21 protein-coding genes are annotated in these 24,120 nt (G+C 71.5%); 13 read left to right on the forward strand and 8 right to left on the reverse strand.

The genetic code is table 11. The features are described from left to right. Positions 1-109 precede the first annotated feature (109 nt). The 7 genes from AB0Q90_RS13795 to AB0Q90_RS13825 all read left to right on the forward strand — a co-directional run bounded on the left by AB0Q90_RS13795 (position 110) and on the right by AB0Q90_RS13825 (position 6,064). Positions 110-910: a crotonase/enoyl-CoA hydratase family protein gene (locus AB0Q90_RS13795; RefSeq protein WP_363162032.1), complete on the forward strand. Its 801-nt coding sequence runs from the start codon at positions 110-112 to the stop codon at positions 908-910. A gap of 13 nt (positions 911-923) precedes the next feature. Continuing rightward, the gene (locus tag AB0Q90_RS13800; protein ID WP_363162033.1) at positions 924-1,865 is read left to right on the forward strand and encodes an OB-fold domain-containing protein; all 942 of its coding nucleotides are present in this window, start codon (positions 924-926) and stop codon (positions 1,863-1,865) included. Further along, positions 1,862-2,905 carry a thiolase domain-containing protein gene (locus AB0Q90_RS13805; RefSeq protein WP_363162034.1) on the forward strand — a complete coding sequence of 348 codons (1,044 nt, stop codon included), beginning with the start codon at positions 1,862-1,864 and terminating at the stop codon, positions 2,903-2,905. Before AB0Q90_RS13800 ends, AB0Q90_RS13805 begins: the two co-directional genes overlap by 4 nt. Beyond that, positions 2,902-4,068: a thiolase domain-containing protein gene (locus AB0Q90_RS13810; protein WP_363162035.1), complete on the forward strand. Its 1,167-nt coding sequence runs from the start codon at positions 2,902-2,904 to the stop codon at positions 4,066-4,068. The genes AB0Q90_RS13805 and AB0Q90_RS13810 overlap by 4 nt, the downstream gene beginning before the upstream one ends. Before the next feature lie 84 nt (positions 4,069-4,152). After that, the gene (locus tag AB0Q90_RS13815; RefSeq protein WP_188291989.1) at positions 4,153-4,395 is read left to right on the forward strand and encodes a DUF397 domain-containing protein; all 243 of its coding nucleotides are present in this window, start codon (positions 4,153-4,155) and stop codon (positions 4,393-4,395) included. Positions 4,396-4,524: 129 nt separating this feature from the next. Then, entirely contained in the window at positions 4,525-5,433 is a 909-nt protein-coding gene (locus AB0Q90_RS13820) for a universal stress protein (protein WP_363162036.1), read from the forward strand. Positions 5,434-5,566: 133 nt separating this feature from the next. Then, positions 5,567-6,064 carry a hypothetical protein gene (locus AB0Q90_RS13825; protein WP_363162037.1) on the forward strand — a complete coding sequence of 166 codons (498 nt, stop codon included), beginning with the start codon at positions 5,567-5,569 and terminating at the stop codon, positions 6,062-6,064. Between the two features lie 5 nt (positions 6,065-6,069). Here the strand turns inward: AB0Q90_RS13825 and AB0Q90_RS13830 are convergent, their stop codons facing one another. Next, positions 6,070-8,007 (reverse strand): peptidoglycan recognition family protein, encoded by a 1,938-nt coding sequence (locus AB0Q90_RS13830; protein WP_363162038.1) that lies wholly within the window; start codon positions 8,005-8,007, stop codon positions 6,070-6,072. Positions 8,008-8,283: 276 nt separating this feature from the next. Between AB0Q90_RS13830 and AB0Q90_RS13835 the strand changes: the two genes are divergently transcribed. Continuing rightward, positions 8,284-9,021 carry a VOC family protein gene (locus tag AB0Q90_RS13835; protein ID WP_363162039.1) on the forward strand — a complete coding sequence of 246 codons (738 nt, stop codon included), beginning with the start codon at positions 8,284-8,286 and terminating at the stop codon, positions 9,019-9,021. An 83-nt stretch (positions 9,022-9,104) separates the two neighbouring features. On the opposite strand, the gene AB0Q90_RS13840 is transcribed toward AB0Q90_RS13835, so the two are convergent. Further along, positions 9,105-10,244, reverse strand: a complete 1,140-nt coding sequence (locus tag AB0Q90_RS13840; protein ID WP_363162040.1) for an aminoglycoside phosphotransferase family protein — start codon at positions 10,242-10,244, stop codon at positions 9,105-9,107. A gap of 255 nt (positions 10,245-10,499) precedes the next feature. Between AB0Q90_RS13840 and AB0Q90_RS13845 the strand changes: the two genes are divergently transcribed. After that, entirely contained in the window at positions 10,500-11,990 is a 1,491-nt protein-coding gene (locus tag AB0Q90_RS13845) for a hypothetical protein (RefSeq protein ID WP_363162041.1), read from the forward strand. Positions 11,991-12,024: 34 nt separating this feature from the next. Here AB0Q90_RS13845 and AB0Q90_RS13850 read toward each other — a convergent pair whose 3' ends face one another. Together AB0Q90_RS13850 and AB0Q90_RS13855 are read right to left on the reverse strand one after the other, a co-directional pair. Beyond that, the gene (locus tag AB0Q90_RS13850) at positions 12,025-13,452 is read right to left on the reverse strand and encodes a SpoIIE family protein phosphatase (protein ID WP_363162042.1); all 1,428 of its coding nucleotides are present in this window, start codon (positions 13,450-13,452) and stop codon (positions 12,025-12,027) included. 267 nt (positions 13,453-13,719) lie between these two features. Beyond that, complete coding sequence (locus AB0Q90_RS13855; RefSeq protein WP_363162043.1) at positions 13,720-15,111, reverse strand: sigma-70 family RNA polymerase sigma factor; 1,392 nt, start codon at positions 15,109-15,111, stop codon at positions 13,720-13,722. 188 nt (positions 15,112-15,299) lie between these two features. Here AB0Q90_RS13855 and AB0Q90_RS13860 point away from each other — a divergent pair, with 188 nt between their 5' ends. Then, the gene (locus AB0Q90_RS13860; protein ID WP_363162044.1) at positions 15,300-15,713 is read left to right on the forward strand and encodes an SsgA family sporulation/cell division regulator; all 414 of its coding nucleotides are present in this window, start codon (positions 15,300-15,302) and stop codon (positions 15,711-15,713) included. Positions 15,714-15,735: 22 nt separating this feature from the next. Here the strand turns inward: AB0Q90_RS13860 and AB0Q90_RS13865 are convergent, their stop codons facing one another. After that, positions 15,736-16,833 carry a chemotaxis protein gene (locus AB0Q90_RS13865; protein ID WP_363162045.1) on the reverse strand — a complete coding sequence of 366 codons (1,098 nt, stop codon included), beginning with the start codon at positions 16,831-16,833 and terminating at the stop codon, positions 15,736-15,738. Between the two features lie 149 nt (positions 16,834-16,982). On the opposite strand from AB0Q90_RS13865, the gene AB0Q90_RS13870 reads away from it, so the two are divergent. Next, positions 16,983-18,401, forward strand: coding sequence for a basic amino acid/polyamine antiporter (locus AB0Q90_RS13870; RefSeq protein WP_363162046.1), 1,419 nt, complete (start codon positions 16,983-16,985; stop codon positions 18,399-18,401). A gap of 27 nt (positions 18,402-18,428) precedes the next feature. Further along, positions 18,429-19,685 carry an arginine deiminase gene (locus AB0Q90_RS13875; RefSeq protein WP_363162047.1) on the forward strand — a complete coding sequence of 419 codons (1,257 nt, stop codon included), beginning with the start codon at positions 18,429-18,431 and terminating at the stop codon, positions 19,683-19,685. Position 19,686: 1 nt separating this feature from the next. Here AB0Q90_RS13875 and AB0Q90_RS13880 read toward each other — a convergent pair whose 3' ends face one another. Continuing rightward, positions 19,687-20,109: a PaaI family thioesterase gene (locus tag AB0Q90_RS13880; RefSeq protein WP_363162097.1), complete on the reverse strand. Its 423-nt coding sequence runs from the start codon at positions 20,107-20,109 to the stop codon at positions 19,687-19,689. Positions 20,110-20,188: 79 nt separating this feature from the next. Between AB0Q90_RS13880 and AB0Q90_RS13885 the strand changes: the two genes are divergently transcribed. Beyond that, positions 20,189-20,614 (forward strand): MarR family transcriptional regulator, encoded by a 426-nt coding sequence (locus tag AB0Q90_RS13885; protein WP_363162048.1) that lies wholly within the window; start codon positions 20,189-20,191, stop codon positions 20,612-20,614. A 6-nt stretch (positions 20,615-20,620) separates the two neighbouring features. Here the strand turns inward: AB0Q90_RS13885 and AB0Q90_RS13890 are convergent, their stop codons facing one another. Further along, positions 20,621-22,192, reverse strand: a complete 1,572-nt coding sequence (locus AB0Q90_RS13890; protein ID WP_363162049.1) for an SMI1/KNR4 family protein — start codon at positions 22,190-22,192, stop codon at positions 20,621-20,623. Between the two features lie 93 nt (positions 22,193-22,285). After that, positions 22,286-23,860 (reverse strand): alpha/beta hydrolase, encoded by a 1,575-nt coding sequence (locus AB0Q90_RS13895; protein WP_363162050.1) that lies wholly within the window; start codon positions 23,858-23,860, stop codon positions 22,286-22,288. Positions 23,861-24,120 lie beyond the last annotated feature (260 nt).

Raw genomic sequence — 24,120 nt, forward strand, 5'->3', positions numbered from 1 at the left:
AACTGGGAAGGGCCCGCGCACAAGAAATCTGACTGTCTGTCAGAAAACCCTTGAAGTGCCCCGGCGCCTCCTGCAACCTGTTCTCGTTCTTATCGAGGGGAGACGGTCGATGGGTGGGACGGAACACCTCACAGTGCAGCGCGAAGGCGCCACACTGGTGCTCACGCTCAACAGGCCACAGGCCAGGAACGCGCTCTCACTGCCGATGCTCGTCGGCCTGCACGACGGCTGGCTGGAAGCGGACGCGGACGACAGGATCCGCTCGATCGTCCTCACCGGCGCGGGCGGCGCGTTCTGCGCCGGCATGGACCTCAAGGCCCTGGCCGGCAACGGCATGACGGGCGAGCACTACCGGGACCGCCTCAAGGCCGACCCGGACCTGCACTGGAAGGCCATGCTGCGCCACCACCGCCCCCGCAAACCGGTGATCGCCGCCGTCGAGGGCCCCTGCGTGGCCGGCGGCACCGAGATCCTCCAGGGCACCGACATCCGGGTGGCGGGCGAGTCCGCCACGTTCGGTCTCTTCGAGGTCAGACGCGGGCTGTTCCCGATCGGGGGCTCAACGGTCCGCCTGCAACGGCAGATTCCCCGCACGCACGCCCTGGAGATGCTGCTCACCGGGCGCCCGTACACCGCCCGGGAGGCCGCGGACATCGGGCTGATCGGACACGTCGTCCCCGACGGCACGGCGCTCGCCAAGGCCCTGGAGATCGCCGAACAGGTCAACGCCTGCGGCCCGCTCGCCGTCGAGGCCGTCAAGGCGTCCGTGTACGAGACCGCCGAGATGACCGAGACCGACGGCCTCGCCGCCGAACTCAAGCGCGGCTGGCCGGTCTTCGACACCGCCGACGCCAAGGAAGGCGCCCGCGCCTTCGCGGAGAAGCGCCCGCCCGATTACAAACGTGCCTAAGGGGAGAGCCACCGTGCCCGAAGTCCTCAAAGCCCCCCTCGTCGTCGAGTTCCCCTTCACTCGCTCCCTCGGCCCCGTCCAGAGCGCCTTCCTCACCGGCCTGCGCGAACGCGTCGTCCTCGGCGTACGCACCGCCCACGGCCGCACCCTCGTCCCGCCCGTCGAGTACGACCCCGTCACCGCCGAGGAGCTCCGCGAGCTGATCGAGGTCGCCCCCACCGGCACGGTCACCACCTGGGCCTGGAACCACGCCCCCCGCCGCGGCCAGCCCCTCTCCGCCCCCTTCGCCTGGGTCCTCGTCCGCCTCGACGGCGCCGACACCGCCCTCCTGCACGCCCTCGACGCCCCCGGCCCCGACGCCGTCCGCACCGGCATGCGCGTCCGCATCCGCTGGTCCGACGCACGATCCGGCGCCATCACGGACATCGCCTGCTTTGAACCCCACGACGGCGAGCGGGCCGAACCCGGCGGCCACAGCGGCGCGTTCGCCGACCCGGTCACCGGCATCGTCGCCCCGGCCCGGCTCGACTACACCTACTCACCCGGCCGCGCCCAGTCCGCCTACATCACCGCCCTCGCCGACCACCGCAACGTCGGCGAACGCTGCCCCTCCTGCCGCAAGGTGTACGTCCCACCCCGGGGCGCCTGCCCCACCTGCGGCGTGGCCACCTCCGAGCAGGTCGAAGTGGGCCCCCGAGGCACGGTCACCACCTTCTGCATCGTCAACATCAAGGCGAAGAACCTCAATATCGAAGTGCCCTACGTCTACGCCCACATCGCCCCCGACGGCGCCGACCTCGCCCTGCACGGCCGTATCGCCGAAATCCCCTACGACCAGGTGCGCATGGGACTGCGCGTCGAACCGGTGTGGACCGACAACGCCCGCTACCCCGACCACTACCGGCCCACCGGCGAGCCCGACGCGGACTACGACACCTACAGGGAGCTGCTGTGACCCGCGAGATCGCCGTCGTCGCCTTCGCCCAGACCGTCACCCGGCGCACCAGCGAGGACCTCTCCGAGGTGGAGATGCTGATGCCGGTCCTGCACGAGGTCCTCGACCGCACCGGCCTGAAGACCGCCGACATCGGCTTCACGTGCTCCGGCTCCAGCGACTACCTCGCCGGGCGCGCCTTCTCCTTCACCCTCGCCCTCGACGGCGTCGGCGCCTGGCCCCCCATCGCCGAGTCGCACGTCGAAATGGACGGCGCCTGGGCCCTGTACGAGGCCTGGACCAAGCTGCTGACCGGCGACGCCGACACCGCGCTCGTCTACGCCTACGGCAAGTCCTCCCCGGGCTCCCTGCGCGACGTCCTCACCCGCCAGCTCGACCCCTACTACGTCGCCCCCCTCTGGCCCGACTCCATAGCCCTCGCCGCCCTCCAGGCCCAGGCGCTCATCGACGCCGGCGAGACGGACGAACCCGCGCTGGCGGCGATCGGCGCGCGCAACCGCGCCACCGACAACCCACGTGCACAGCTCAAGGGCCCCGTGCCCCACGGGGATTACGCCGTACGGCCGCTGCGCACCGGCGACTGCCCGCCGATCGGCGACGGCGCCGCCGCCGTGATCCTCGCCGCCGGGGACCGCGCCCGCGAGCTGTGCGCGCGGCCCGCCTGGATCCGCGGCATCGACCACCGCATCGAGGCCCACTCCCTGGGCGTGCGCGACCTGACGGACTCACCCTCCGCCCGGCTTGCCGCGGAGAAGGCAGGCGCCTTCGAACGGCCCGTCGACACCGCCGAGTTGCACGCGCCGTTCACCTCGCAGGAGGTCGTCCTGCGCAAGGCGTTGAGGCTCGGGGACGAGGTCATCGTCAATCCGTCCGGCGGTGCTCTGGCCGCCAATCCGGTCATGGCCGCCGGGCTCGTCCGCATCGGCGAGGCCGCCGCCCGTATCCACCGGGGCGCCTCCGACCGGGCCCTCGCCCACGCCACCTCCGGCCCCTGTCTGCAACAGAACCTGGTCGCCGTACTGGAAGGGGACCCGCGATGAGCAAGGAGCCCGTGGCCGTCGTCGGGATCGGACAGACCAAGCACGTGGCGGCCCGCCGGGACGTGTCGATCGCCGGACTCGTCCGGGAGGCCGCCACACGCGCTCTCGCCGACGCCGAGCTGACCTGGGCCGACATCGACGCCGTCGTCATCGGCAAGGCACCCGACTTCTTCGAGGGCGTCATGATGCCCGAGCTGTACCTCGCCGACGCGCTGGGAGCGGTGGGCAAACCCATGCTGCGCGTGCACACGGCCGGCTCGGTCGGCGGCTCCACCGCGCTCGTAGCCGCCGCCCAGGTCGCCTCCCGCGTCCATGGCACGGTCCTGACCTGCGCCTTCGAGAAACAGTCCGAGTCCAACGCCATGTGGGGACTGTCTCTGCCCATCCCCTTCCAGCAGCCCCTGCTGGCCGGGGCGGGCGGCTTCTTCGCCCCGCACGTGCGCGCGTACATGCGCCGCAGCGGCGCCCCGGACACCATCGGCTCCCTCGTCGCCTACAAGGACCGGCGCAACGCCCTGAAGAACCCCTGCGCCCATCTCCACGAGCACGACATCACCCTGGAGAAGGTCCAGGCCTCACCGATGCTCTGGGACCCCATCCGCTACTCCGAGACCTGCCCGTCCTCCGACGGCGCCTGCGCCATGGTCCTCACCGACCGGGCCGGAGCCGGCCGCGCACCCCGGCCCCCGGCCTGGATGCTGGGCGGCGCCATGCGCAGCGAGCCGACGCTCTTCGCCGGCAAGGACGCGGTCTCCCCGCAGGCCGGCAAGGACTGCGCCGCCGACGTCTACCGGCAGGCCGGCATCGCCGACCCGCGCCGGGAGATCGACGCGGTCGAGATGTACGTACCGTTCTCCTGGTACGAGCCCATGTGGCTGGAGAACCTCGGCTTCGCCGCCGAGGGCGAGGGCTGGAAGCTCACCGAGTCCGGCGTGACCGAACTGGACGGCGACCTGCCCGTCAACATGTCGGGCGGCGTCCTGTCCGCCAACCCCATCGGCGCCTCCGGCCTGATCCGGTTCGCCGAAGCGGCCCTCCAGGTGCGCGGACAGGCCGGGGAACACCAGGTGGAAGGGGCCCGCAAGGTACTCGGCCACGCCTACGGCGGCGGCTCGCAGTTCTTCTCCATGTGGCTCGTGGGGGCCGAGCCCCCCGACTCCTGAAAGGTCCCCCTCACGTGGCCTGTTGGCGTCACGAACCGATCGCTAGGCTGGCCGCGGACGACGCGAATCGGGAGGAGCACGGACGTGGCCGAGAGCACCATCCAGCAGCAGCCGCTCACGGGCTGGGACAAGCCGGAGCTGGACCTCAGCAGCGCCGAGTGGCACTCGACCAGCCGCGGTCTGGGAGATGTCCAGATCGCCTTTGTCGAGGGGTTCATCGCGATGCGCAACAGCGGCCGTCCGGAGAGCCCTTCTTTGATCTTCACCCCTGCCGAATGGGGGGCGTTCGTGTCGGGGGCGCGCGAGGGCGAGTTCGACCTGACGTGACCTGACGGGCCGATCCGGGGGTGTTCCACCCGTTTTTCCGGACACGCGACCTTGAGCACCCTCTCCGGGGCGGGCACCTGAGCCACGCTGACCCCGGGGGGAAGGTCGTACTCCGGAGGCGAGGAACCCATGAGCACCCTGCCGGTCATCGCGGCGGTCGACGGTTCCGACGACAGCCTGCGGGCCCTGGACTGGGCCCTCGACGCCGCCCGTGGACGCGGGGCGGCGCTGCGGGTGGTCCATGTGCGGCAGTACGCCGCGTGGATGCAGGCCGATGTGCTCGTGGCCGGACCTCCTCCGGACCAGGGCGACGACCCGGTCCTCGACCAGGTGCGCACCCGCCTGGCGGGCCTGCCCGACCGGCCGACGACGGAGTACCTCGGCCTGGAGGGCGCACCCGGCGCCGTGCTGCCCGAACTGGGCTCCACCGCCCAGCTGTTGGTACTGGGCTCCCGAGGCCGGGGCGGCTTCGCCGCCCTCCTGCTCGGCTCCAACGGCATGGCCGCCGCCTGCGACGCCGAGTGCCCGGTCGTCGTGGTGCCCCGGCCCGGACGCGAGGTCCACGAGGGCCCGCCCACCGGCCCCGGACCGAGAATGGTCGTCGGCCTCCAGGTCGACAGCCCCGACGAGGCGACGCTCGCCTTCGCCTTCGCCGAGGCCGCCCGGCGCGGTGCCCGCCTCCAGGTGGTGGCCGCCTACCCCTGGCCGATCCAGGTGTGGACGGCCGCCCCCGGCGAGCTCCTGCCGCCCGCCGTCGACCAGCAGGCCGTCGAGCACGAGACCCGCACCCTCGCCGAGGGCTTCCTCGCCCCGTACCGGGCGCGGTACCCGGACGTCCACGCCGAGCCGTACGTGGCCCCCGGCGACGCGGCCGGCCACCTCGTCGCCGCCTCCAAGAACGCCGAGCTCACCGTCGTGGGCCGCCACCGCCGCCGCCTCCTGGCCCCCGCCCGCATGCTGGGCTCCGTCACCCATGCGGTACTGCTCCACGCGGCAAGCCCGATCGCGGTGATCCCACCGGCACCGCCGGAGGAGTGAGAGGACGCCCAGCACCCGTGGGCCCGGCCGCGCGGCAACGCCCCGCACGGCGCCGCCGGATGCCCGGTCGGCAGTCGTGCCGCGAGGGTCGCCCGGCCGTCGCGGAACAGGGCCGGGCACGTACCATGGCGGCATGTCGTTCCTCCGCCGCCGCAGCGCCACGCCCGCCGGGCCTGACTTCGATGTTCTGGCCATGGATCCGGGTGACTGGCCCGGCAACCTCGGCGCCGGGCTGCTGCCCGCGCCCGACGGCAGCTGCCAGGGCGTCTTTCTGCGCTACGACCTGTTCGGCGGCCGCGGCCCCGCGATGATCATCGGCAATCTGCCGGAGGGATCACCGGCCCGTGAGGTCGCCGAGGACGAGATCCCCTTCGAGGTCGCCCAGCTGCTGCTGGCCCTGGAGAACGACGAGGAGATCCGTGTCGTAGGCACCGAGGACGTCCCGGTCATGCAGGGCGACAACCTTCTGATCGTGCGCCGGCTGAAGCTCTCCGAGAGCCGGATCTCCTGTGTGCAGTTCGACCGCAGCGACAACGTCCTGGTGACCATCGCCGCCTGGGACCGCCCCATCACGGACGACCTGTACGCCCTGCTGAAGCCGCTGCCCGCGGAGCTTTTCCAGCAGGGCTGACCCTGCTACCCGGCCGCGGGCACCACACGGACGTCCGCGGCCCGTACGAACGCCACGCGGTGGCCGAACTGGATCTCGTAGTACAGGTCCTCACCGACGACGACCCGGTGCGAGGCCTCGTCGAAGGTCACCGCGTAGTAGTACTCACCCGGCACCTTGTCCCCGACCACGTACTTCTGCCCCGCCGGCAGCTGGTACGGCAGCGGGGACACCGGCTGGGCGGGTACCCCCTCCGGGTAGGCCGAGGCCTCCGGGTAGGCGCGACCGTAGACCGGGACGCTGTCCACGCCCTTCTTGGGCGTCACCACCAGGCCCGTCGCGTTCATCGCCGTCGGGGCCTTCGCCGGGTTCTCGAACCACGCCTTCTGCCCCAGGTACCAGATCGCCGTCCAGTCGCCGTCGCGGCCAGCGACCGCGAACTGCTGCCCGGTCGAGACCTGTGAGGACAGGTCGTTCACGCCCGTACCGGGGGTCGTCCCCAGCCCGATGTCCTTGATCAGCGGGTACGACGTACCCGGCCCGGAGTACAGCCGTACCGCGCTCGAACCGTGGGCCGTGCACGGCTCGCCCGCCGCGGTGCAGCCGGTGAACACCGGGTGGTGCGTCGCGTAGTCCGGGCGGATCGTCACCATGCCGCCGCTCTTCCCGGCGGAGGGCTCGAAGGGGTGGTCCAGCAGCTCGAAATAGTGCTGCCAGTCCCAGTACGGACCCGGGTCCGTGTGCATGTTCTTGATCGTCGCGGTGGTCGGTCCCGGCACCGTGTCATGGCCCAGGATGTGCTGCCGGTCCAGCGGGATGTCGTACTTGCGGGCGAGGTACTGCACCAGGCGGGCCGACGAGCGGTACATCGCCTCCGTGTACCAGGCGTCCGGCTGCGCGAGGAAGCCCTCGTGCTCCAGGCCGATCGACTTGGCGTTGACGTACCAGTTGCCCGCGTGCCAGCCCACCTCCTTGGCCTTCAGATGCTGGGCGATATGGCCGTCCGTGGAGCGCAGGGAGTAGTTCCACGACACATAGGTGGGGTCCTGGACCAGGTCCAGGACACCTTCCCAGCGGCCCTCCGTGTCATGGACCACGATGTACTCGATCTTCTGGGACGCCGGACGGTTCCCCAGGTCGTGGTTGCCGTAGTCGCCGTCCCCGAACTCCTCGTACGGCGCCGGGATCCACTCGCAGGACACCGACGCCGGGCACTCCGTGTCACCGGCGGCCGGAGCCCGCAGCCCCGCTTCCGCCAGGGACGCGGTGTCGGGCTCCAGGCCGGGCTGCGCCGCCAGCACCACCTGCTGACCGGCGTCCGTGGCGCGCTCACCGCCGGTGCGGATCACGTCGTAGACGTCGTCCGCGTAGGCCGCCGCCGTCCTGGAGTCGTCGGCGCCGGAGAAGAGGGCCACCGCCCCGTACCAGTCCGCCGGGTCGGCGCTCGCCGGCTCGCCCAGCTCCTTCTGGGCGGCGGCGAGGAGGGCGGCACCTCCCGCCACATTGGCCGCCGGGTCGGTACGCAGCCGCTCGGCGCTCAGACCGGTCAGCTCCGCGGCCCTCGGCAGTGTCCTGAGGCGGGCCGGGATCTCGCCGCTCTCCGGGATGCGCTCCTCGGGGACGAGCGGTGTACGGGCCTCGTCGCCGCGGGCGTCCTCCGCGCCCTCGCTGTGATGGGCCGCCCCGGCGAGCGCGGTACGGGCGTCGGTGAGGTGCATCGGCCCATAGCCACCGGTCACACTCGGCGCCCCGGCGTGCGCGTCCCAGCGGGACTGGAGGTAGGAGACGCCCAGCAGCACGCTCTGCGGCACCCGGTACTCGGCCGCCGCCGCGGCGAACGCCAGTTGAAGCCGGTTCGCGGACGCCTCGGCGCCGGAAGGGGCCGCGCCCAGCAGGGGCAGCAACAGTGCCGCGCCGGCCACCGCTCCGGCGGCACGTCTCGGGACAGTGACGGATCCTCGCAATGCAGCCTCCTGGGACGGTCGGGCGCAAATGAGCCGTGCGGGGCCGGGCGTGCGTCAGTGGTACCGGCTCTCCGACGATCCGTCAATCATGCCCAGGGAAAGGAGAATTCCCTTGTCAACCGGGGTTCCCGGGAGTTTCGCGATGGCACCGTTCGGGCCTGCGGGGCGTCAGTGGCGTATACCTGTCGCGCTTGTTGCCCGACGTGAGTTCGACGGCGCCGGGCCGAGCAAATATTCGCTGGCGGCGGCCCGGGCGGCGGCTTCTAGGATCTGCGCATGGCAACACGACTTGTGCAGATCAATATGAAGGCCCAGGACGACTCCGCGCTCGGCCGGTTCTGGGCAGATGTACTCGGCTGGGGTGTCGACAGCGAGGCACCCGGTGTGACCAACCTCGAACCCGTGGGATTTGTCTACCCCGACCCCGCCGCCGTCTGTATTGACCTCATCGCCCGCCCGGAACCCAAGACGGTGAAGAACCGGGTGCATCTTGATCTGGCCACCACCTCGCCCGCCCATCAGGCGGAGTTGGTCGCGCGCCTGAAGGGCCTCGGCGCGACGCTCGCCGACGTGGGTCAGGGCGATGTCCCCTGGACGGTCATGGCCGACCCGGAGGGCAACGAGTTCTGCGTCCTGGAGCCCCGTCCGCTCTACCGGGACACCGGGCCGATCGCCACGGTGGTGGTCGACTGCACCGACCCACGGGTGATGGCCCGGTTCTGGGGCGAGGCGATGGACTGGACGGTGCACGAAGTCACCGACGACCACGCCACCATGCGCTCCGCCAAGGGCGTCGGCCCCTACCTGGAGTTCGTCCGCACCCCCGACACCAAGAGCGTGTGGAACCGCGTCCACCTCGACATCGCCCCCTACCGCGGTGACGACCTGGCAGCGGAGGAGGCCCGACTGCGCGCCCTGGGCGCCACCGACCCCGGCATCGACCAGTCCGAGATCCACTGGAGGATCCTGGTCGACCCGGAAGGCAACGAGTTCTGCCTCCTGACCCCTCGCTGACCCGGGCAACGGCTCCGGCCACGGGACATACGAAGGTCCGCGGCGCGCCGCCGTTCCGGGCGCACCGCGGACCGCCGTCCCCGTCAGCGAGTACCGACCGCCGCACGTACGGCCCGTCGGGCCAGCTGGCAGTCGTCGTGCAGCCGCCTGAGCAACAGCCGCTGTTCCTCGCCGGACGGCGCAGCACCTGGGTGGGCCACTCCCGGTGCCGCCGGGGCCGTGTCGTGCATCGAACGCTGCACGGCCATTTCGTAGGTACGGATCTCGCGGGTCAGCACGAGCATCAGGTTCACCAGGAACGCGTCCCGTGAGGCCGGGCCCGCCGACTGGGCGATCTGGCTGATCTGCCGCCGGGCGACCGGCGCGTCACCGAGGACCGACCACAGCACCGCCAGGTCGTAGCCCGGCAGGTACCAGCCCGCGTGCTCCCAGTCCACCAGCACTGGACCGGCCGGGGACAGCAGGATGTTCGACAGCAGGGCGTCACCGTGGTTGAACTGGCCCATGCCCTGGCGGCCCGCCGAGTGCGCGATGCCGTGCAGCAGCTTCTGCAGGTCGCCCATGTCCCGGTCGGTCAGCAGGCCCAGTTCGTGGTAGCGGGCGATGCGTGCCGCGTAGTCCAGCGGGGCGTCGAAGGTGCCCGCCGGCGGCCGCCAGGCGTTGAGCCGGCAGATCGCGGCGAGGGCCGCCCTGATGTCCGCGCGCGGCGGGGCCTCGGCAGGGTGCCGCTGAAAGGCCGCCACCCGCCCCGGCATCCGCTCGATCACCAGAGTGCAGTTGTCCGGGTCCGCCGCGATCAGCCGGGGCACCCGCACCGGGGGGCGGTGCCGGACGAACGAGCGGTACGCAGCTATTTCGTGCCGGATCCGCTCGGCCCACGCGGGGGAGTGGTCCAGTAAACACTTGGCGACGGCCGTGCTGCGTCCTGTCGTTCCCACGAGGAGCACGGACCGCCCGCTCCGGCGCAGCACCTGCACCGGAGCGAACTCCGGGCAGATCCGGTGCACGGACGCGATGGCCGTACGCAGCTGGGCGCCCTGAGGGCCGGACAAGTCGAGTCTCCCGCTGAGCGGTGGGGTGCCGAGCCCCGCTGCGCGCCGTGGCCGGCCCGCTCCGAGGGCGGGCGCCGCCGGGCGGGCGGGGTCGAGGTAGGGGCCGCTGCCCGCCGGGCGGGGGTGCAGCGTCCGGGGCGGGGCGGACACGGAGGACGATGCTGCGTACATGGGCGAAACAGATCCCTTCGTGTGCCTGCTGTGCCTGCTCTGCGCAAATGCGCTGCCCGACCCGGTCACCCGGGTGCACCCTGGGGAATGCACCGGTGTTGCCGGGCGGTGACCGGGTCGGGGTGGCGCGTTCCTACCTGACACCCGTCGCCCACTGGCACACCATCTGGCGCACCCTGGCGAACCCTGGCGAATAGTCGCCCGGCAACTCTCACCGGGCTACTGTCAACTCAGCCGAGAACCTGGGGGCTTGACGTGAGCGGACAACCCAACACCCGCCTTTCGGACCTGTTCGGCCTGGCCGGCTGGTCCAAGGGTGAACTCGCGAGGCTGGTCAACCGGCAGGCGGCGGCCATGGGCCACCCCCAGCTGTCGACCGACACCTCGCGGGTACGGCGTTGGATCGACATGGGGGAGATCCCCCGCGATCCCGTACCGAGGGTGCTGGCGGCTCTGTTCACCGAGCGTCTCGGCCGTGTCGTGACCATCGAGGACCTCGGTCTGGTCCGGCACGGGCGTGCGGGGAAACGGCAGAGCGGCGGGAATGTGGAACATCCCGACGGTGTGCCGTGGGCGCCCGAGCGGACGGCTGCGGTCCTCACCGAATTCACGGGAATGGACCTCATGCTCAACCGACGCGGCTTGGTGGGCGCGGGTGCCGCGCTCGCCGCGGGATCCGCACTCAGCAGCGCCATGCACGACTGGCTGCACACCGATCCGACTCTGAAGGCCGACGCACCCGTTTTCCTCGATCCTCTGCACGCCGACCCCGCTGGGTTCGACCGCTACGAGGCCGCCCCCATCGGGTCGCAGGAGATCGAGGAACTGGAGCGCTCGGTAGAGGTGTTCCGCGCCTGGGACGCGGCCCGCGGAGGCGGGCTGCAACGCAAGGCGGTCGTGGGACAGCTCAACGAAGTGGGCGGCATGCTCGCCTACCGCCATCCCGAACACCTCCAGCGGCGCCTGTGGGGCGTCGCCGCCAACCTCGCCGTTCTCGCGGGCTGGATGTCGCACGACGTCGGCCTGGAGCCCACGGCCCAGAAGTACTTCGTCATCGCCGCCCACGCGGCCCGTGAGGGCGGCGACCGGCCCCGCGCCGGGGAGGCGCTCTCGCGAGCGGCTCGCCAGATGGTGCACCTGGGCCGGCCCGACGACGCACTGGACCTGATGAAGCTCGCCCAGTCCGGCTCCGGCGAAGAAGTGCTGCCGCGGACCCGGGCGATGCTCCACACCATCGAGGCCTGGGCACAGGCCTCCATGGGCAAGGGCCAGGCGATGCGCCGCACGCTCGGACAGGCGGAGGACCTCTTCGTCTCCGACAAGAGCGATGTACCGGCGCCGAGCTGGATGCAGACCTTCAAGGAGGAGGACCTGTACGGCATGCAGGCCCTGGCCTACCGCACGCTGGCGGAGTACGAGCCCGGTGCGGCCGTGCATGCCCAGCACTACGCGGAGAAGGCCCTGGCCCTGCGGGTCGACGGGCGGCAGCGGTCGAAGATCTTCGACTTCCTGTCCATGGCCTCCGCCTGCTTCATCGCCGACGATCCCGAACAGGCCGACCGGTACGCGCGACTGGCCCTGGTGTCGATGGGTTCCAACTCCTCCCACCGCACCTGGGACCGGCTGCGGCAGATGTACCGGCTGACCGCGGAGTACTCCAGCTATCCGAAGATCAATGAGCTGCGGGAGGAGATCAGGGTGGCGCTGCCGAAGCCGGCGAAGGGCGGCAACACCGCGCGGGCGTAAGGAGCTTGCGCGCCGAATTCAGCCGGTACGTCTCTCAGGCCGTCACCCGGGCGACGAGCACACACGCGTCGTTCTCGCGCTCGGTCTCGCCGAACTCCTCCACGACCAGCCGTACGCAGTCCTGTGCGGTGCGCGCTCCGTCGAACCGCGGAGCCAGGCCGAGGAGACGGCTCAGGGCGTCGGCGCTGCTGTGTCCTGGCACCAGTCCATCGGTGTGCAGGAGCAGCAGATCGCCCGGCTCAAGGGCCACGTCGGCCTGCTCGTAGGTGGCTCCGGTGGTCGCGCCGAGCAGGACGCCGTCCGGTGCTTCGAGCCTGCACCCCGTCCCGTCGCGGAACAGCAGCGGGGCGGGGTGTCCTGCCTGTGCCCAGGACAGGGTGCGGGTCTCGGGGCGGTAGCGGCAGCAGACGGCGCTGCCGAGGGCGGGTTGCACGGTGGCGTCCAGCAACTGGTTGAGCCAGCTCATCAGCTGCCCCGGCTCGGTGCCGGCCATCGCCATACCGCGCAGCGCACCGAGCAGCATCGCCATGCCGGACGTCACGGCGACGCCGTGTCCGGTGAGGTCGCCGACGCTCAACAGGGTGGATCCGTCGGCCAGTTCGAGGGCGTCGTACCAGTCGCCGCCGATCAGTGCGCTGGTCGCCGACGGCAGGTAGCGGGCCGCCAGGTCCAGTGTCTCGGGGCCCTGGTGCGGGAGCCGCAGGGAGCCGCGCCACGGCGGCAGCACGGATTCCTGCAGCTCGACCGCGAGCCGGTGCTCGGTCTGTGCGCGGTGCCGGTGGCGCTGGAGCGAGTCACGGGTCTCGCTCACGGTGCGCTGACTGCGGCGCAGTTCGCTGACGTCACGCAGCACGGCCCACATCGAGGCGGTGCTGCCGTCGGCGTCGAGCACGGGCTCGCCCATCATGTGCACGGTCCGTACGTCTCCGCCCGAGCGGATGACGCGGAACTCCCCGTCGATGGGTTTGGCGTCGATGAGACAGTCCGTGACCATGGCCGTCAGCTTGGGCCGGTCCTCCTCGAACACCAGCGACGGCAGTTCGTCGAGGGTGAGCGGGGGAGCGGCGGGGTCCCGGCCCAGGATCTGGTAGAGCTCCCCGGACCAACTGGCCTCGTCCGTCAGGAGGTTCCACTCCGCGCTGCCGACCCGGCTGAGCAGTGAGCCGCGCCGGGGAGCGGGCGGCACGGTCCGGGCTGCGGCCGCCGCCGGTGCCCCGGGCACGGGCGGCGGTCCCTCCCGCAGCTGTGCCAAGTGGGCGTCCAGGTCCTCCAGTTGGGTCAGCGCGAGGTCGTACAGTGCACGCTGCCAGCGCTCCTGCGGGTCCGAACCGTCGCTCTGCGTGTCCCGCCGCACCGCGTCGACGTCGCCCTTGAGGCGCCGCGCCTGCGATATGAGCGCCTCGACCGAGCCGCGTCCGGGTGGCTGAGCGGCTGGGCGGTCCGCGGAGAGATGGGACGGCATGACGCACTCCGGTGAAGGGGAACGGTACGACCAAGGCTGACGGAGGGACCGTTACGACTGTTGCACAGCCCGCGACGCCCTGTAAGGGATTTGGCAACACACGATACGGTGGTGCTTCTGGCATATGCCACAGTCTTCACGGAGTGCTCCCGCCGTAGAGTGGGCGTACACCTCCGGGTGGGGCAAGTCGTAGGCAGAGTACGTGAATTGACGGCCCGTCGGGTGGCCTGTGCTCGCATTCATTTATGTGTTCGACGGCAGCGTGTTCTAGCCAGTGCGGCAGACCTGGATCGGGCCGTGCCAGGGCTCGCAGACGGGGATCGGGGGCGCGGGCGTCGGGGTGGGTTCGACCGGGGTGGCTGAGGGGGTCGCCGGAGTCGGAGTGACGGGTGTGGGGGTGATCGCCGCGGGGGGTGTGGGCGTGGGCGTCGGAGTGGGAGTCGGCGTGGGCGTGGGCGTCGTCTCGGGCGTCGTGGCCGCCGTAGTGGGTGCCGCCGCCTGGACTTCCTCGGGTGTCGCCTCCGTCGTCCCGGGTGTCGCCGTCGGTGTCGGCGCCTTGGCGTCGGCAGGGGAAACCGCAGGTGAGACCTCCGTCCGCTGCTCCGGCTCCGTGCCGACCGGCGGCGCACCCCGCTCGGCCGCCGCTCCTGGCGTCCGTACCGTCGAGGTCTGCGCGGTGGCCGCCCGCTCCTGCGGCACCGACGGTGAGCCGCTCCCGCTGAGCACGATCCCGGCCGCCACCGCGGCGCCCGTCACCGTCGCGCCGATCGCGGTCAGCGCGGCGCCGGGGGCCTTGGTGCAGGCGGTCACGGCGTGCCGTACGGAGTGCAGCAGGCGGCTGCCGCTGTGGGGTGCGGAGGCGGCGCCCGCCGCGCCCCCGGCGAGGGGCACCAGGAACTTGCCGGCGCCGCCCAGGGCGAACACGAGCAGGGCCGGGCCGACGAACGCGGGCAGCCGGTCGTTGGCGCGCATCAGTACCGCGAGCCGGGCCCGGCAGTCCTCGCATCCGTCGAGGTGGGCGAGGAGCTGCTCGGACTGCCGGGGCGTGGCGGCCTCGCGCACGTACGCGGGCATGCGGTCCCAGTGGGCCGCGCAGGCCGGGTCGTCCGGCAGTCCGGGGTGCGCCCGCAGAAAGGCCTGCCGCATGCCCTCGCGGGCCCGGTGCAGGAGTACGGCGGTGGCGCCGCGCCGGGTGCCGAGGCGGCGGCCGATCTCGTCCAGGGGACGCCCCTCGGCCTCCGCGAGCCACAGGGCCTTCACCCAGCGCCGCGGCAGCTGGCCCAGCACGCGGACGAGGAGGTCGACGGAGGACATCCGCTCGGCGGGGTCGGTCTCCGAGCCGCTGACCTCGACCCGCTCGGCGGTCCAGGGGTCCTGCGGTATCTCCCGGGCGGCCGCGCCGCCGACCGTGGCGGCGAGGTGCCGCACGGTCGTCGTCAGGTACGCCGGAACGTTCTCGACCTCGTGCCCGGCGGACAGGCGCCGCCAGACCCGGAAGTGGGCCTCGGCCACCAGGTCCTCCGCGACCCAGGTGTCGCCGGTCAGCGAGCGGGCGTAGGCGACCAGCCGGGACTGCTCCTCCTCGTAGACCCGGGTGTACGCGGCGATGGCGGACTCGGGCGACGCCGGTGCGGGCGTGGCGGCGGGGCCGTCGGTCATGGCAGGAACTCTCCCGTCCCCAGTGGTGGGTTCGGACAAGTTCGTAACCTTAAATGACAAATGACCGTTTCAAGAGTGACGCAGGTCACGTCATCAATTCCGGCTTGGGCGTAATGCGAGCGGCACCTGCGAGGTCGTAAAGGCACATCGGTAAACCGGCCGACCTCTCATCCGCAGTGGAGACAGCCATGGACATCACCCTTGAGCAGCCCGCGCGTGCCCGACTGATCACCGCTGACGAACAGGAGCTGCCCGCTCCCGCGACGCTCCGTTACGCCTCGGTCGACCCGCTGGCCGTGCACATCGACTTCCCGCCCGAGGTCTCGCTGGACGGTGAGGGGGTGAGCTGGACCTTCGCCCGCACGCTGCTGGCGGACGGGCTGCGCGGTCCGGCCGGGGCCGGGGACGTGCACATCTGGCCGTGCGGACGTGCTCGAACGGTCCTGGAGCTGCACTCGCCCTACGGGCTGGCGCTGCTCCAGTTCGACACCTCGGCGCTGGAGCGCTTCGTGCTGCGGACGTACGCGGTCGTACCTGCCGGGCAGGAGGATGTCGGGGCGGCCGTCGACGAGGGGCTCAGCGCGCTCTTCGGGAGCGTCTGAGGTGACGACCGCCCGTGCGGACTCAGTAGCGCAGCACGCCCGCGATGCCGCTGGCGTCGCCGAGGGTGCCGTCCGGTACGAAGCGGACGTCGGCCCCGGTCTCCAGGCACTGCTCGACGATCTCGTCCACGATGTCCTCGCGGGCGTCGAGGTCGCCGCTCTCGGCCGGGACCAGGTGGTCGCCGGTTTCGTTGCGCACCGTGACGCGGTAGTTCTCCTCGACGGCCAGCAGTCGGACCCGGCCCTCGCGGGCGCTCTGCCAGACCTCGTCCACGCCCGCCGCGTACGCCTTGCGACCGCGGGCCGACACCAGTTCCCGGGCCACCGTGTCGGTGGTCCTGCGGGCGTCGGCCGCGATCATCGGGCGCACCGCCTGCCACACGGTGTCCGGGGTGGCGTCCGCGAGGCCGCCGTGCCGGACGTGGACGGCGTCCTTGGTGGCGCTGCCGACCTCGTCGAGCAGGGACAGCGCCGCCGTCTCGCCGGTGATGTACAGCGGACGGGGATCGTCGCGCAGCAGCTTGCTCATCGCGGCGTCCGCGTCACGCAGGAAGTGCCGGGTGCTCTCGTCACGGAAGGTGCTCGACAGATCACCGATCCGCTCCTGACGCTCGGCGTCGAAGTTGTCGTGGCTGCGGATGAGCGGGAAGCCTCCGGCGTCCTCCTCGGTGACGCGGCCCGCGCCGCCGTTCCACAGCGTGACCCGGTCGGCGGAGACGGACAGCACCCAGAACGGCCGCTCGGCGGCCTGCGCCGAGACGAGGTTGCGGGTGAGGAAGGTGTCGGAGAGCACCACGCGTTCGGGTACGGGGCGGGCCAGTGACCACACCTGGTGCTCACCCGGCGCGGCGAAGATCACCAGACCGTCCTCGGCATGCGCGAGATCGACCTCGGCGAGGGCCTGGTCGAGCTGCCGGGCCACGTCGACCCGGCGGTCACGGGTGACCGAGGGATCCGCCTCCAGCTGCTTCTTGGCCTCGGCCACCACGTTGCGCAGCCGGACCGGGTCCTGGGTGTTCTCGGGCTCCCGGCGATGTGTCGGCGTCAGCACGGACACCGCGGGATACGGGCGCGGACGGCGCAACTCGGTCAGTGCGGTGGGACTCAGTGCGTGCTCCATGACAGCACGATAGGACCGTTTCGCCGATCGGGCATGAGGGGGCAAACTGATCGGGCAATGCGGGCATTTCATTGCTAATCTCGCTCGGGTCGCTGGAGGCGTCCTCGTGGCGCCCCTTCTGCGGCGCTTCCCGACCGTCGAGGACGCCCATGACCCAGGTCGAGAGCCCGACCCAGGAATCCCGCACGGCCAAGCTGAGCCTGCCCACGCTCACCACCATGGTGGTCGGCTCGATGGTCGGCGCCGGTGTGTTCTCCCTGCCGCGCCGGTTCGCTCAGGAGACCGGGGTCGCCGGTGCGCTGATCGCCTGGGCCGTGGCAGGCACCGGCATGCTGATGCTCGCCTTCGTCTTCCAGACGCTCGCGGTGCGCCGCCCCGACCTCGACGCCGGTGTGTACGCGTACGCCAAGGCCGGTTTCGGTGAATACCTCGGCTTCTTCTCGGCGTTCGGCTACTGGGCGAGCGCCTGTGTCGGCAACGTGACGTACTGGGTGCTGATCATGTCGACCATCGGCGCGATCGCCCCCGCGCTCGGCGACGGCGACACCGTGCTCGCCGTCGTGCTCTCCTCCGTGGGGCTGTGGCTGTTCTTCGCGCTCATCAGCCGCGGAGTGAAGGAAGCGGCGGCAATCAACCGGATCGTCACGGTCGCCAAGGTCGTGCCGATCATCGTCTTCGTCGTCCTGGCGCTCTTCTACCTCGAACCCGGCGTCTTCGCCGACAACTTCGGCGGCGCCGACTACGCCGGCTCCCTGTTCAGCCAGGTCAAGGGCACGATGCTGGCCACGGTCTTCGTCTTCCTCGGAGTGGAGGGCGCCAGCGTCTACTCCCGGCACGCCCGGCGCCGCGAGGACGTCGGCCGGGCCACCGTGCTGGGCTTCCTGAGCGTCTTCGCGATCTTCGCGTCGGTGACCATCGTGTCGTACGGCCTGATGCCGATGGCCGAGATCGCCGAACTGCGCCAGCCGTCCATGGCCGAGGTGCTGGAGCACGCGGTCGGCACCTGGGGGCAGGTTTTCATCAGCGTCGGACTGATCGTCTCCGTGCTCGGCGCCTATCTCGCCTGGACGCTGATGGCGGCCGAGGTGCTGTTCGTGGCCGCCAAGGACGACGACATGCCGCGGTTCCTGAAACGCTCCACGGCCGCCGACGTCCCCGTACCGGCGCTCGTGATGACCACACTGCTCAGCCAGGTCTTCCTCGTCATCACACTGTTCTCCGACGACGCGTTCAACTTCGCCCTCGACCTGACCAGCGCCCTGACACTGATCCCGTTCCTGCTGGCCGCGGCCTTCGCAGTGAAGATCGGATGGGGCGGCAGGGCGGGCGAGCTGACGGTCGCCGCCCTCGCGACGGCCTACACCGCGTTCCTCATCTACGCGGCCGGCCTCAAGTTCGTCCTCGTCTCCTTCATCATCTACGCCCCCGCCACCGTCCTGTTCGTGATGGCCCGCAGGGAGCAGGGCAGACGGCTGTTCTCACCGCGCGAATACGTGATCCTCACCGCCTCGGTCGCCGGCGCGGTCCTCGGGATCGTGGCCCTGGCCCTGGGCTGGATCGGCCTCTGACCGCCCGGACATTCGGAAAGGTGCACCGTGACCAGTCAGGAAACCCGTCCCGCGTACGGCGTCCACTCCGAGGTCGGCAGACTGCGCAAGGTGCTGGTCTGCGCGCCCGGGCTCGCCCACCGCAGACTCACCCCCACCAACTCGGACGACCTGCTCTTCGACGACGTGATGTGGGTGGAGAACGCCCAGCGCGACCACGCCGACTTCGTCAACAAACTGCGTGAACGGGACGTCGACGTCGTCGAGTTGCACGAGCTGCTCGCGCAGACGATGGCGGTCCCCGGGGCCCGCGACTGGCTCCTGGACCGGAAGATCGTCGCCAACGAGGTCGGCCTCGGCCTCATCGACAGCACGCGTGCGTATCTGGAGTCCCTCGAACCGGACCGCCTCGCCAAGTACCTGATCGGCGGCCTGGCCACCGGTGACCTGCCGGAGGAGTACCGCTCCGGCTACCTCGCCCTCGCCCGCGAGTCGACCGGCGTCCGCGAGTACCTCATGCCGCCGTTGCCCAACACCCTCTACACCCGCGACACCACCTGCTGGCTCTACGGCGGGCTCACCCTCAACCCGCTGTACTGGCCCGCCCGGCACGACGAGACGCTGCTGATGAAGGCGGTCTACACCTTCCACCCCGAGTACGCGGGCTCCACCGTGTGGTGGGGCGACCCCGAACTCGACTGGGGGCAAGCGACGTTCGAGGGCGGCGACATCATGCCGGTCGGCAACGGCGTGGTCCTGATGGGGATGAGCGAGCGCACCTCGCGCCAGGCGATCACCCAGGTGGCCAAGGCGCTCTTCGAGGGCGGTGCCGCCGAGCACGTCATCGTCGCCGGCATGCCACGGCTGCGCTCCGCGATGCACCTGGACACCGTCTTCACCTTCGCCGACCGCGATCTGGTGACCCTCTACCCGGCCATCATGGACGGCGTCCACACCTTCTCCCTGCGCCCCTCCGACACTCCGCCCGGCGTCGAACTCGTCGACGAGGCCCCGAGACGGTTCGTCGACGTCGTCGCCAAGGCGCTCGGGCTGTCGGAGCTGCGGATCGTGGAGACCGGTGGCGACGTCTACGCCTCCGAGCGCCAGCAGTGGGACAGCGGCAACAACGCGGTGGCCCTGGAGCCCGGCGTCGTGTTCACCTACGACCGCAACACCCAGACCAACACCCTGCTGCGCAAGGCCGGGATCGAGGTCATCACCATCGTCGGCGCCGAACTGGGCCGCGGCCGCGGCGGCGGTCACTGCATGACGTGCCCGATCGTGCGGGACGCCGTGACGTTCTGACCTACCGCGACTCGCCCGCCGTGTCGATCACGGCGATGTTCCCCTGCGCCACGGCGCACAGGGTCTGCGTACCGGAGGCGTCGATGGTGACCAGGTCGCAGCGGCACACCACACGGGTGCGGCCGGCCCGCACCACCTGGGCGTGCGCGCGCAGGATCTCGCCCTTGGCCGGGCGCAGGTAGTCGATGGTGAACCCGGACGTGATCAGCCCCGCCCCGACGACGGTGCCCGCCGCGAGCGTCAGGGTGTTGTCGGCCGCGTAGGAGAGCACTCCGCCGTGGACGAAGCCGTACTGCTGGAGCAGTTCCTCGCGGATGTCCAGCTCCAGTGTGGCCTCGCCGTCCCCGAACGCCGTCACCCTGGCGTCGAGCAGCCTGCTGAAGGGCTGTTCCGCGAGGACCTTCCGGGCCAGTTCCAGATCCATCGTCCCGCTCACCTCTCCATCTCACTTCAGTAGTGAAGTGAGGGTGGCGCGGCCCGGTGTCCTCTGTCAAGATCGGCCCATGTCCGAGCCCGATCAGCGCCTGTACTTCCTGTTGCAGCGGGCGGCGCACCGGCTGCGCACCACCGCCGACCGGCGCTGCGTGGCGGCCGCCGGGGTCACCACCGCACAGCTCGGCGCGCTCTTCGCCGTGGAGGAGCGGCCGGGCATCACCCAGCAGCAGCTGGCCCGCACGCTCGGCCTGCGGGAGTCCGCCGTCACCGGCCTCGTGGCCCGCCTGACCACGGCCGGCCTGCTCGCGCGGCGGGCCCACCCGAGCGAACACCGCGCCGTGGTCCTGGAGTTGACCGACTCCGGAACCGCCGCGCTGACCGCGGCCCGGCCGGAGATCGACCGCTTCAACGCCGAGATGCGCGCGCTGCTCGGCGACGACGGCTTCACCCGTACCGCGGCCGCCCTGGAGCGGCTTGCCTACGGGAACGACTGAGCCTGCTCACGCCCCGGCGCTCTTGAAGGTGCCGGTGACGCGGAGGGCGTCGCCGGTGTCGAGCCCGAGTCGGGCCGCCCAGGCGAGGGCGTCGTCGAAGCCCGCGTCCTTGCCGGCGAGTGCGGCTGCCGCGAGAGCGGGCGGCGCCTTGTGCCCGTCCAGCAGGGCCGCCCACTGGGACCCCGTGAGGGAGAGGTAGCGCAGCTCCGCCAGGTCGGCCAGGGGCGCCGGATCGGGGACGTTGGCGCGGGAGAGGTCGAGGCCGTGCAGGCGGGGGACGGTGCGCAACCGCCCCGCATCGACCGGGACCGTGGTCGTCAGGTCCAGGGAGGCGAGGTGGGGGTGGCCCGTGAGCGCGGTCAGGTCGCCGTCGGGCAGGGTGACGCGCAGGGATTCCACGGGGAGTTGACGCACGGGCGTCAGGTCGGCGGTGGCGGAGCGGTTGAGGTGCAACAGGCGCAGGTGCGCGGCGGCGGTGAGCGGAGCGAGGTCCACGAGGCCGGGGGCGTCGTTGATGTGGATCGCCTGGAGGGTCGGCGGGACCTCGTCCGGGATGGCGCCGACGATCTGCCGAGGACCTGTGTCACGGGCGGGTGCGCGCAGGGAGATGTGGTCGCCGTGCCGCTCGTAGGCACCCTGGTCGAGCAGTTCCAGGTAGTGGCCGAGGAGCGACGTGACCGAGTCGGCGACGTACACGGGGCCGTCGTCGTAGTCGCGGCCGGTGCGGATGACCTGCCCGGGGCGGCCGCTCCGGGCAGGGTCCGTGTCGACGGCCAGGTAGTTGCCGTCCTCGCTGCTGCCGAAGCGCAGCCAGCCGGGGTGGCCTCCGCAGCGGCGCACGGTGTCGCCCGGCGCGGCGTCGAAGACGACGGAGTCCCACTCCAGGTCCCAGCCGTACCAGGGGCGTTCGCTCGCGCCCCACTCGCCGTACTCGGCGACGAGTTCCGCCAGCGACAGCCAGGAGTTGCCCCGGAACAGGCCCCGGCTCCCGTAGTCGACGCAGTCGCCGTCGGCGATCAGATAGAGCGCCCGGAGGTCGGCGGGCAGCCGGCGGCCGAGACGGCGTTCGGCCTCCTCGATCGCGGCGGGCGTGGCGGGGGCGGGGAGCTGGTCACGCCGGCCCAGGATCGCGGCGCGTCGCTCCAGGTAGGTGTGGAAGCGGGCCACGGCCACCTCGGGGTCGCCTGCCGGAGCGGCCGTGCCGGCCTCCTGGCGCAGACCGGGCTGCGCCAGCCGGTGGTCGGCGTCCAGGACCACCTGGAAGGCACCGCCCGACCCCGTCTCGTAGGTCACGGCGTCGTGGAAGGCGACGAGCCGCCACTCGCCCGACGGCCGGCACCGTATCTCAAGGCTCACGCGCTCCCAGCCGCGCTCCGCGCCCAGCCGCGTCCCCAGGGCCATGATCTCCTGGTGCGGCGCGGGCACGCGCGCCGTCCAGGGGTTCGCTGCGGGCACATACCCGCCGGTCGCCGAGGTGCCGCCGCGCCCGGCCCGGGCGTGCAGCACCGCGTGCGTCCAGCCCTCCGGCGCCTGCTCGATGATCTCCGCCACGATCGGCCGAACCGCCTGCTCCACCATGCTCCGCTCCCGGATGTCGATCTTCCCGGGCATCATGACAGCGGCCACTGACAACGGCAGGCGCGAGCCGGGGTTCCTGCTCGCGCCCTGCGCTCAGTCCTCGTCCCCGCACGAACTGCCGTTCGCCGGCAGGGAACCGTACAGGAGGAACGCGTCGACCTTGCGGTGCACGCAGGGGGAGGACGAGTACCCGGTGTGGCCGTCGTCGCGGTTGTCCAGGACGACCGCCGAGTCGCCGAGCCGTCGGGCCGTCTGCACGGTCCAGCGGTACGGGGTTGCCGGGTCGCCGCGAGTGCCGACCAGGAGCAGCTTCGGCGTCTTGACGTCCTTCACCTTCTCGCGGATGAAGTCGGTGCCCTTGGGGCGGCCGTAGCACATCAGCACCTCGGTGAGGCGGTAGCGGCCGAACACCGGTGACGCCCGTTCGTACTCGGCGCGCAACCGGCCGAGGTTGCGGGTGATCTGCTCGGTGGTGGGGCGGTCGGGGTCGTCTGCGCAATTGATCGCCATCAGCGCCGCCGGGAGGTTGTCCAGCGGGACGTCCTCCTCGTCGACCAGGCCGCCGCCGTCGTCGTCCTCGCGGCCGGGCAGGGCGATGCCGCCGGAGGCGAAGGCCTCGACGCCGCTGGTGTCGCCGTCCTCGACCAGCGAGGCGAGGGCCCGCTGCAGGGACGGCCACAACTCCTCGCTGTACAGGGCCTGTCCGATCGCGGCCACCAGGTCCTGGCCGGTGAACAGGTCCCCGAAGCCGGTCGGCACCGGGTCCTGGTCCATCGAGTCGACGAGCCGTACGACCTCCGCCCGTGCCGTGCGCGGATCCTGGCCGAACGGGCAGGCGATGTCCTCGGCGCACCAGTCGATGAAGTTCTCCAGCGCCGTCTGCTGCCCCTCGGCGCCCGCCACGCCCTGCTCGGTCAGCGGCTCGGTGAGGGTGTCCACGCCGTCCAGCGCCATCCGGCCCACCTTCTTGGGGAATTGGGCCGCGTACACCGCGCCGAGCCGCGTTCCGTAGGAGAAGCCGAGGTAGTTGAGCTTCTTGTCACCGAGGGCCTGACGCATCACGTCCAGGTCGCGGGAGGCGTTCACCGTGCCGATGTACGGCAGGACCGGCCCGGAGTACTTGGCGCAGGCGGCCGCCGTCTTGCGTATCCCGTCGAGCACCGCCTCGGGATCGGCGTCGAGTTCGATGCTGTCGTCCGAGGTGTCCGCGGTCTCCTCGGCGCCGTCGCCGCAGCTGACCGGCGAGGACCTGCCGACGCCGCGGGGATCGAAGGTCACCACGTCGTAGCCGTTGGTCAGGCCCATGAAGTCCTTGCCGCCGAAGGCGAGTTGAGCCACGCCCGCGCCGCCGGGGCCGCCGAAGTTCAGCAGCACCGAGCCCCTGGACTTCCCCGTGGCGCGATAGCGGGCGAGGGCCAGGTCGAGCGTGCCCGTCTCCGGGTGGGCGTAGTCGAGGGGGACGGTGACCTTTCCGCACTGCAGGTCCTTGGGCGTCTCGGCGCCTTCGCACCTCGTCCAGTCCACCTTCTGCCGGTAGAACCGCGTCAGGTCGGGTTCGTCGCCGTCCGCCGCCACCGCCGGCAGCCCCGCGCCCAGCAGCGCGAGTCCGACGGCGCCGGTGACCGCGCAGCGCCGCAGCGTGCCCCGCTTCGACAGCTTGACCCGCATCGATGCCTCCAGAGACGCCCGGGACGGCGCCTTCGATCACGATAAGCGGTGACCGTGGGCCGCGCCCGTGGGCGGGCGGGGCCGCGCGATGTGCCGTACCCTGCACCCCTTGCCGATGGTTGAGGCGGTTTCGTCACTAGTTCGATAACCGTGCCGCTCGATGGGGTGAAAGGCCGATAAGCCATAACTCGGATGGTTCGCCTGCGTTTTATCCGGTGCGGGCGAGCGCCCGCGTCCATGTCTGGAAGGCAGGGAACCTA

This window comes from Streptomyces sp. NPDC079141, from assembly GCF_040686775.1.
Taxonomy (GTDB): domain Bacteria; phylum Actinomycetota; class Actinomycetes; order Streptomycetales; family Streptomycetaceae; genus Streptomyces.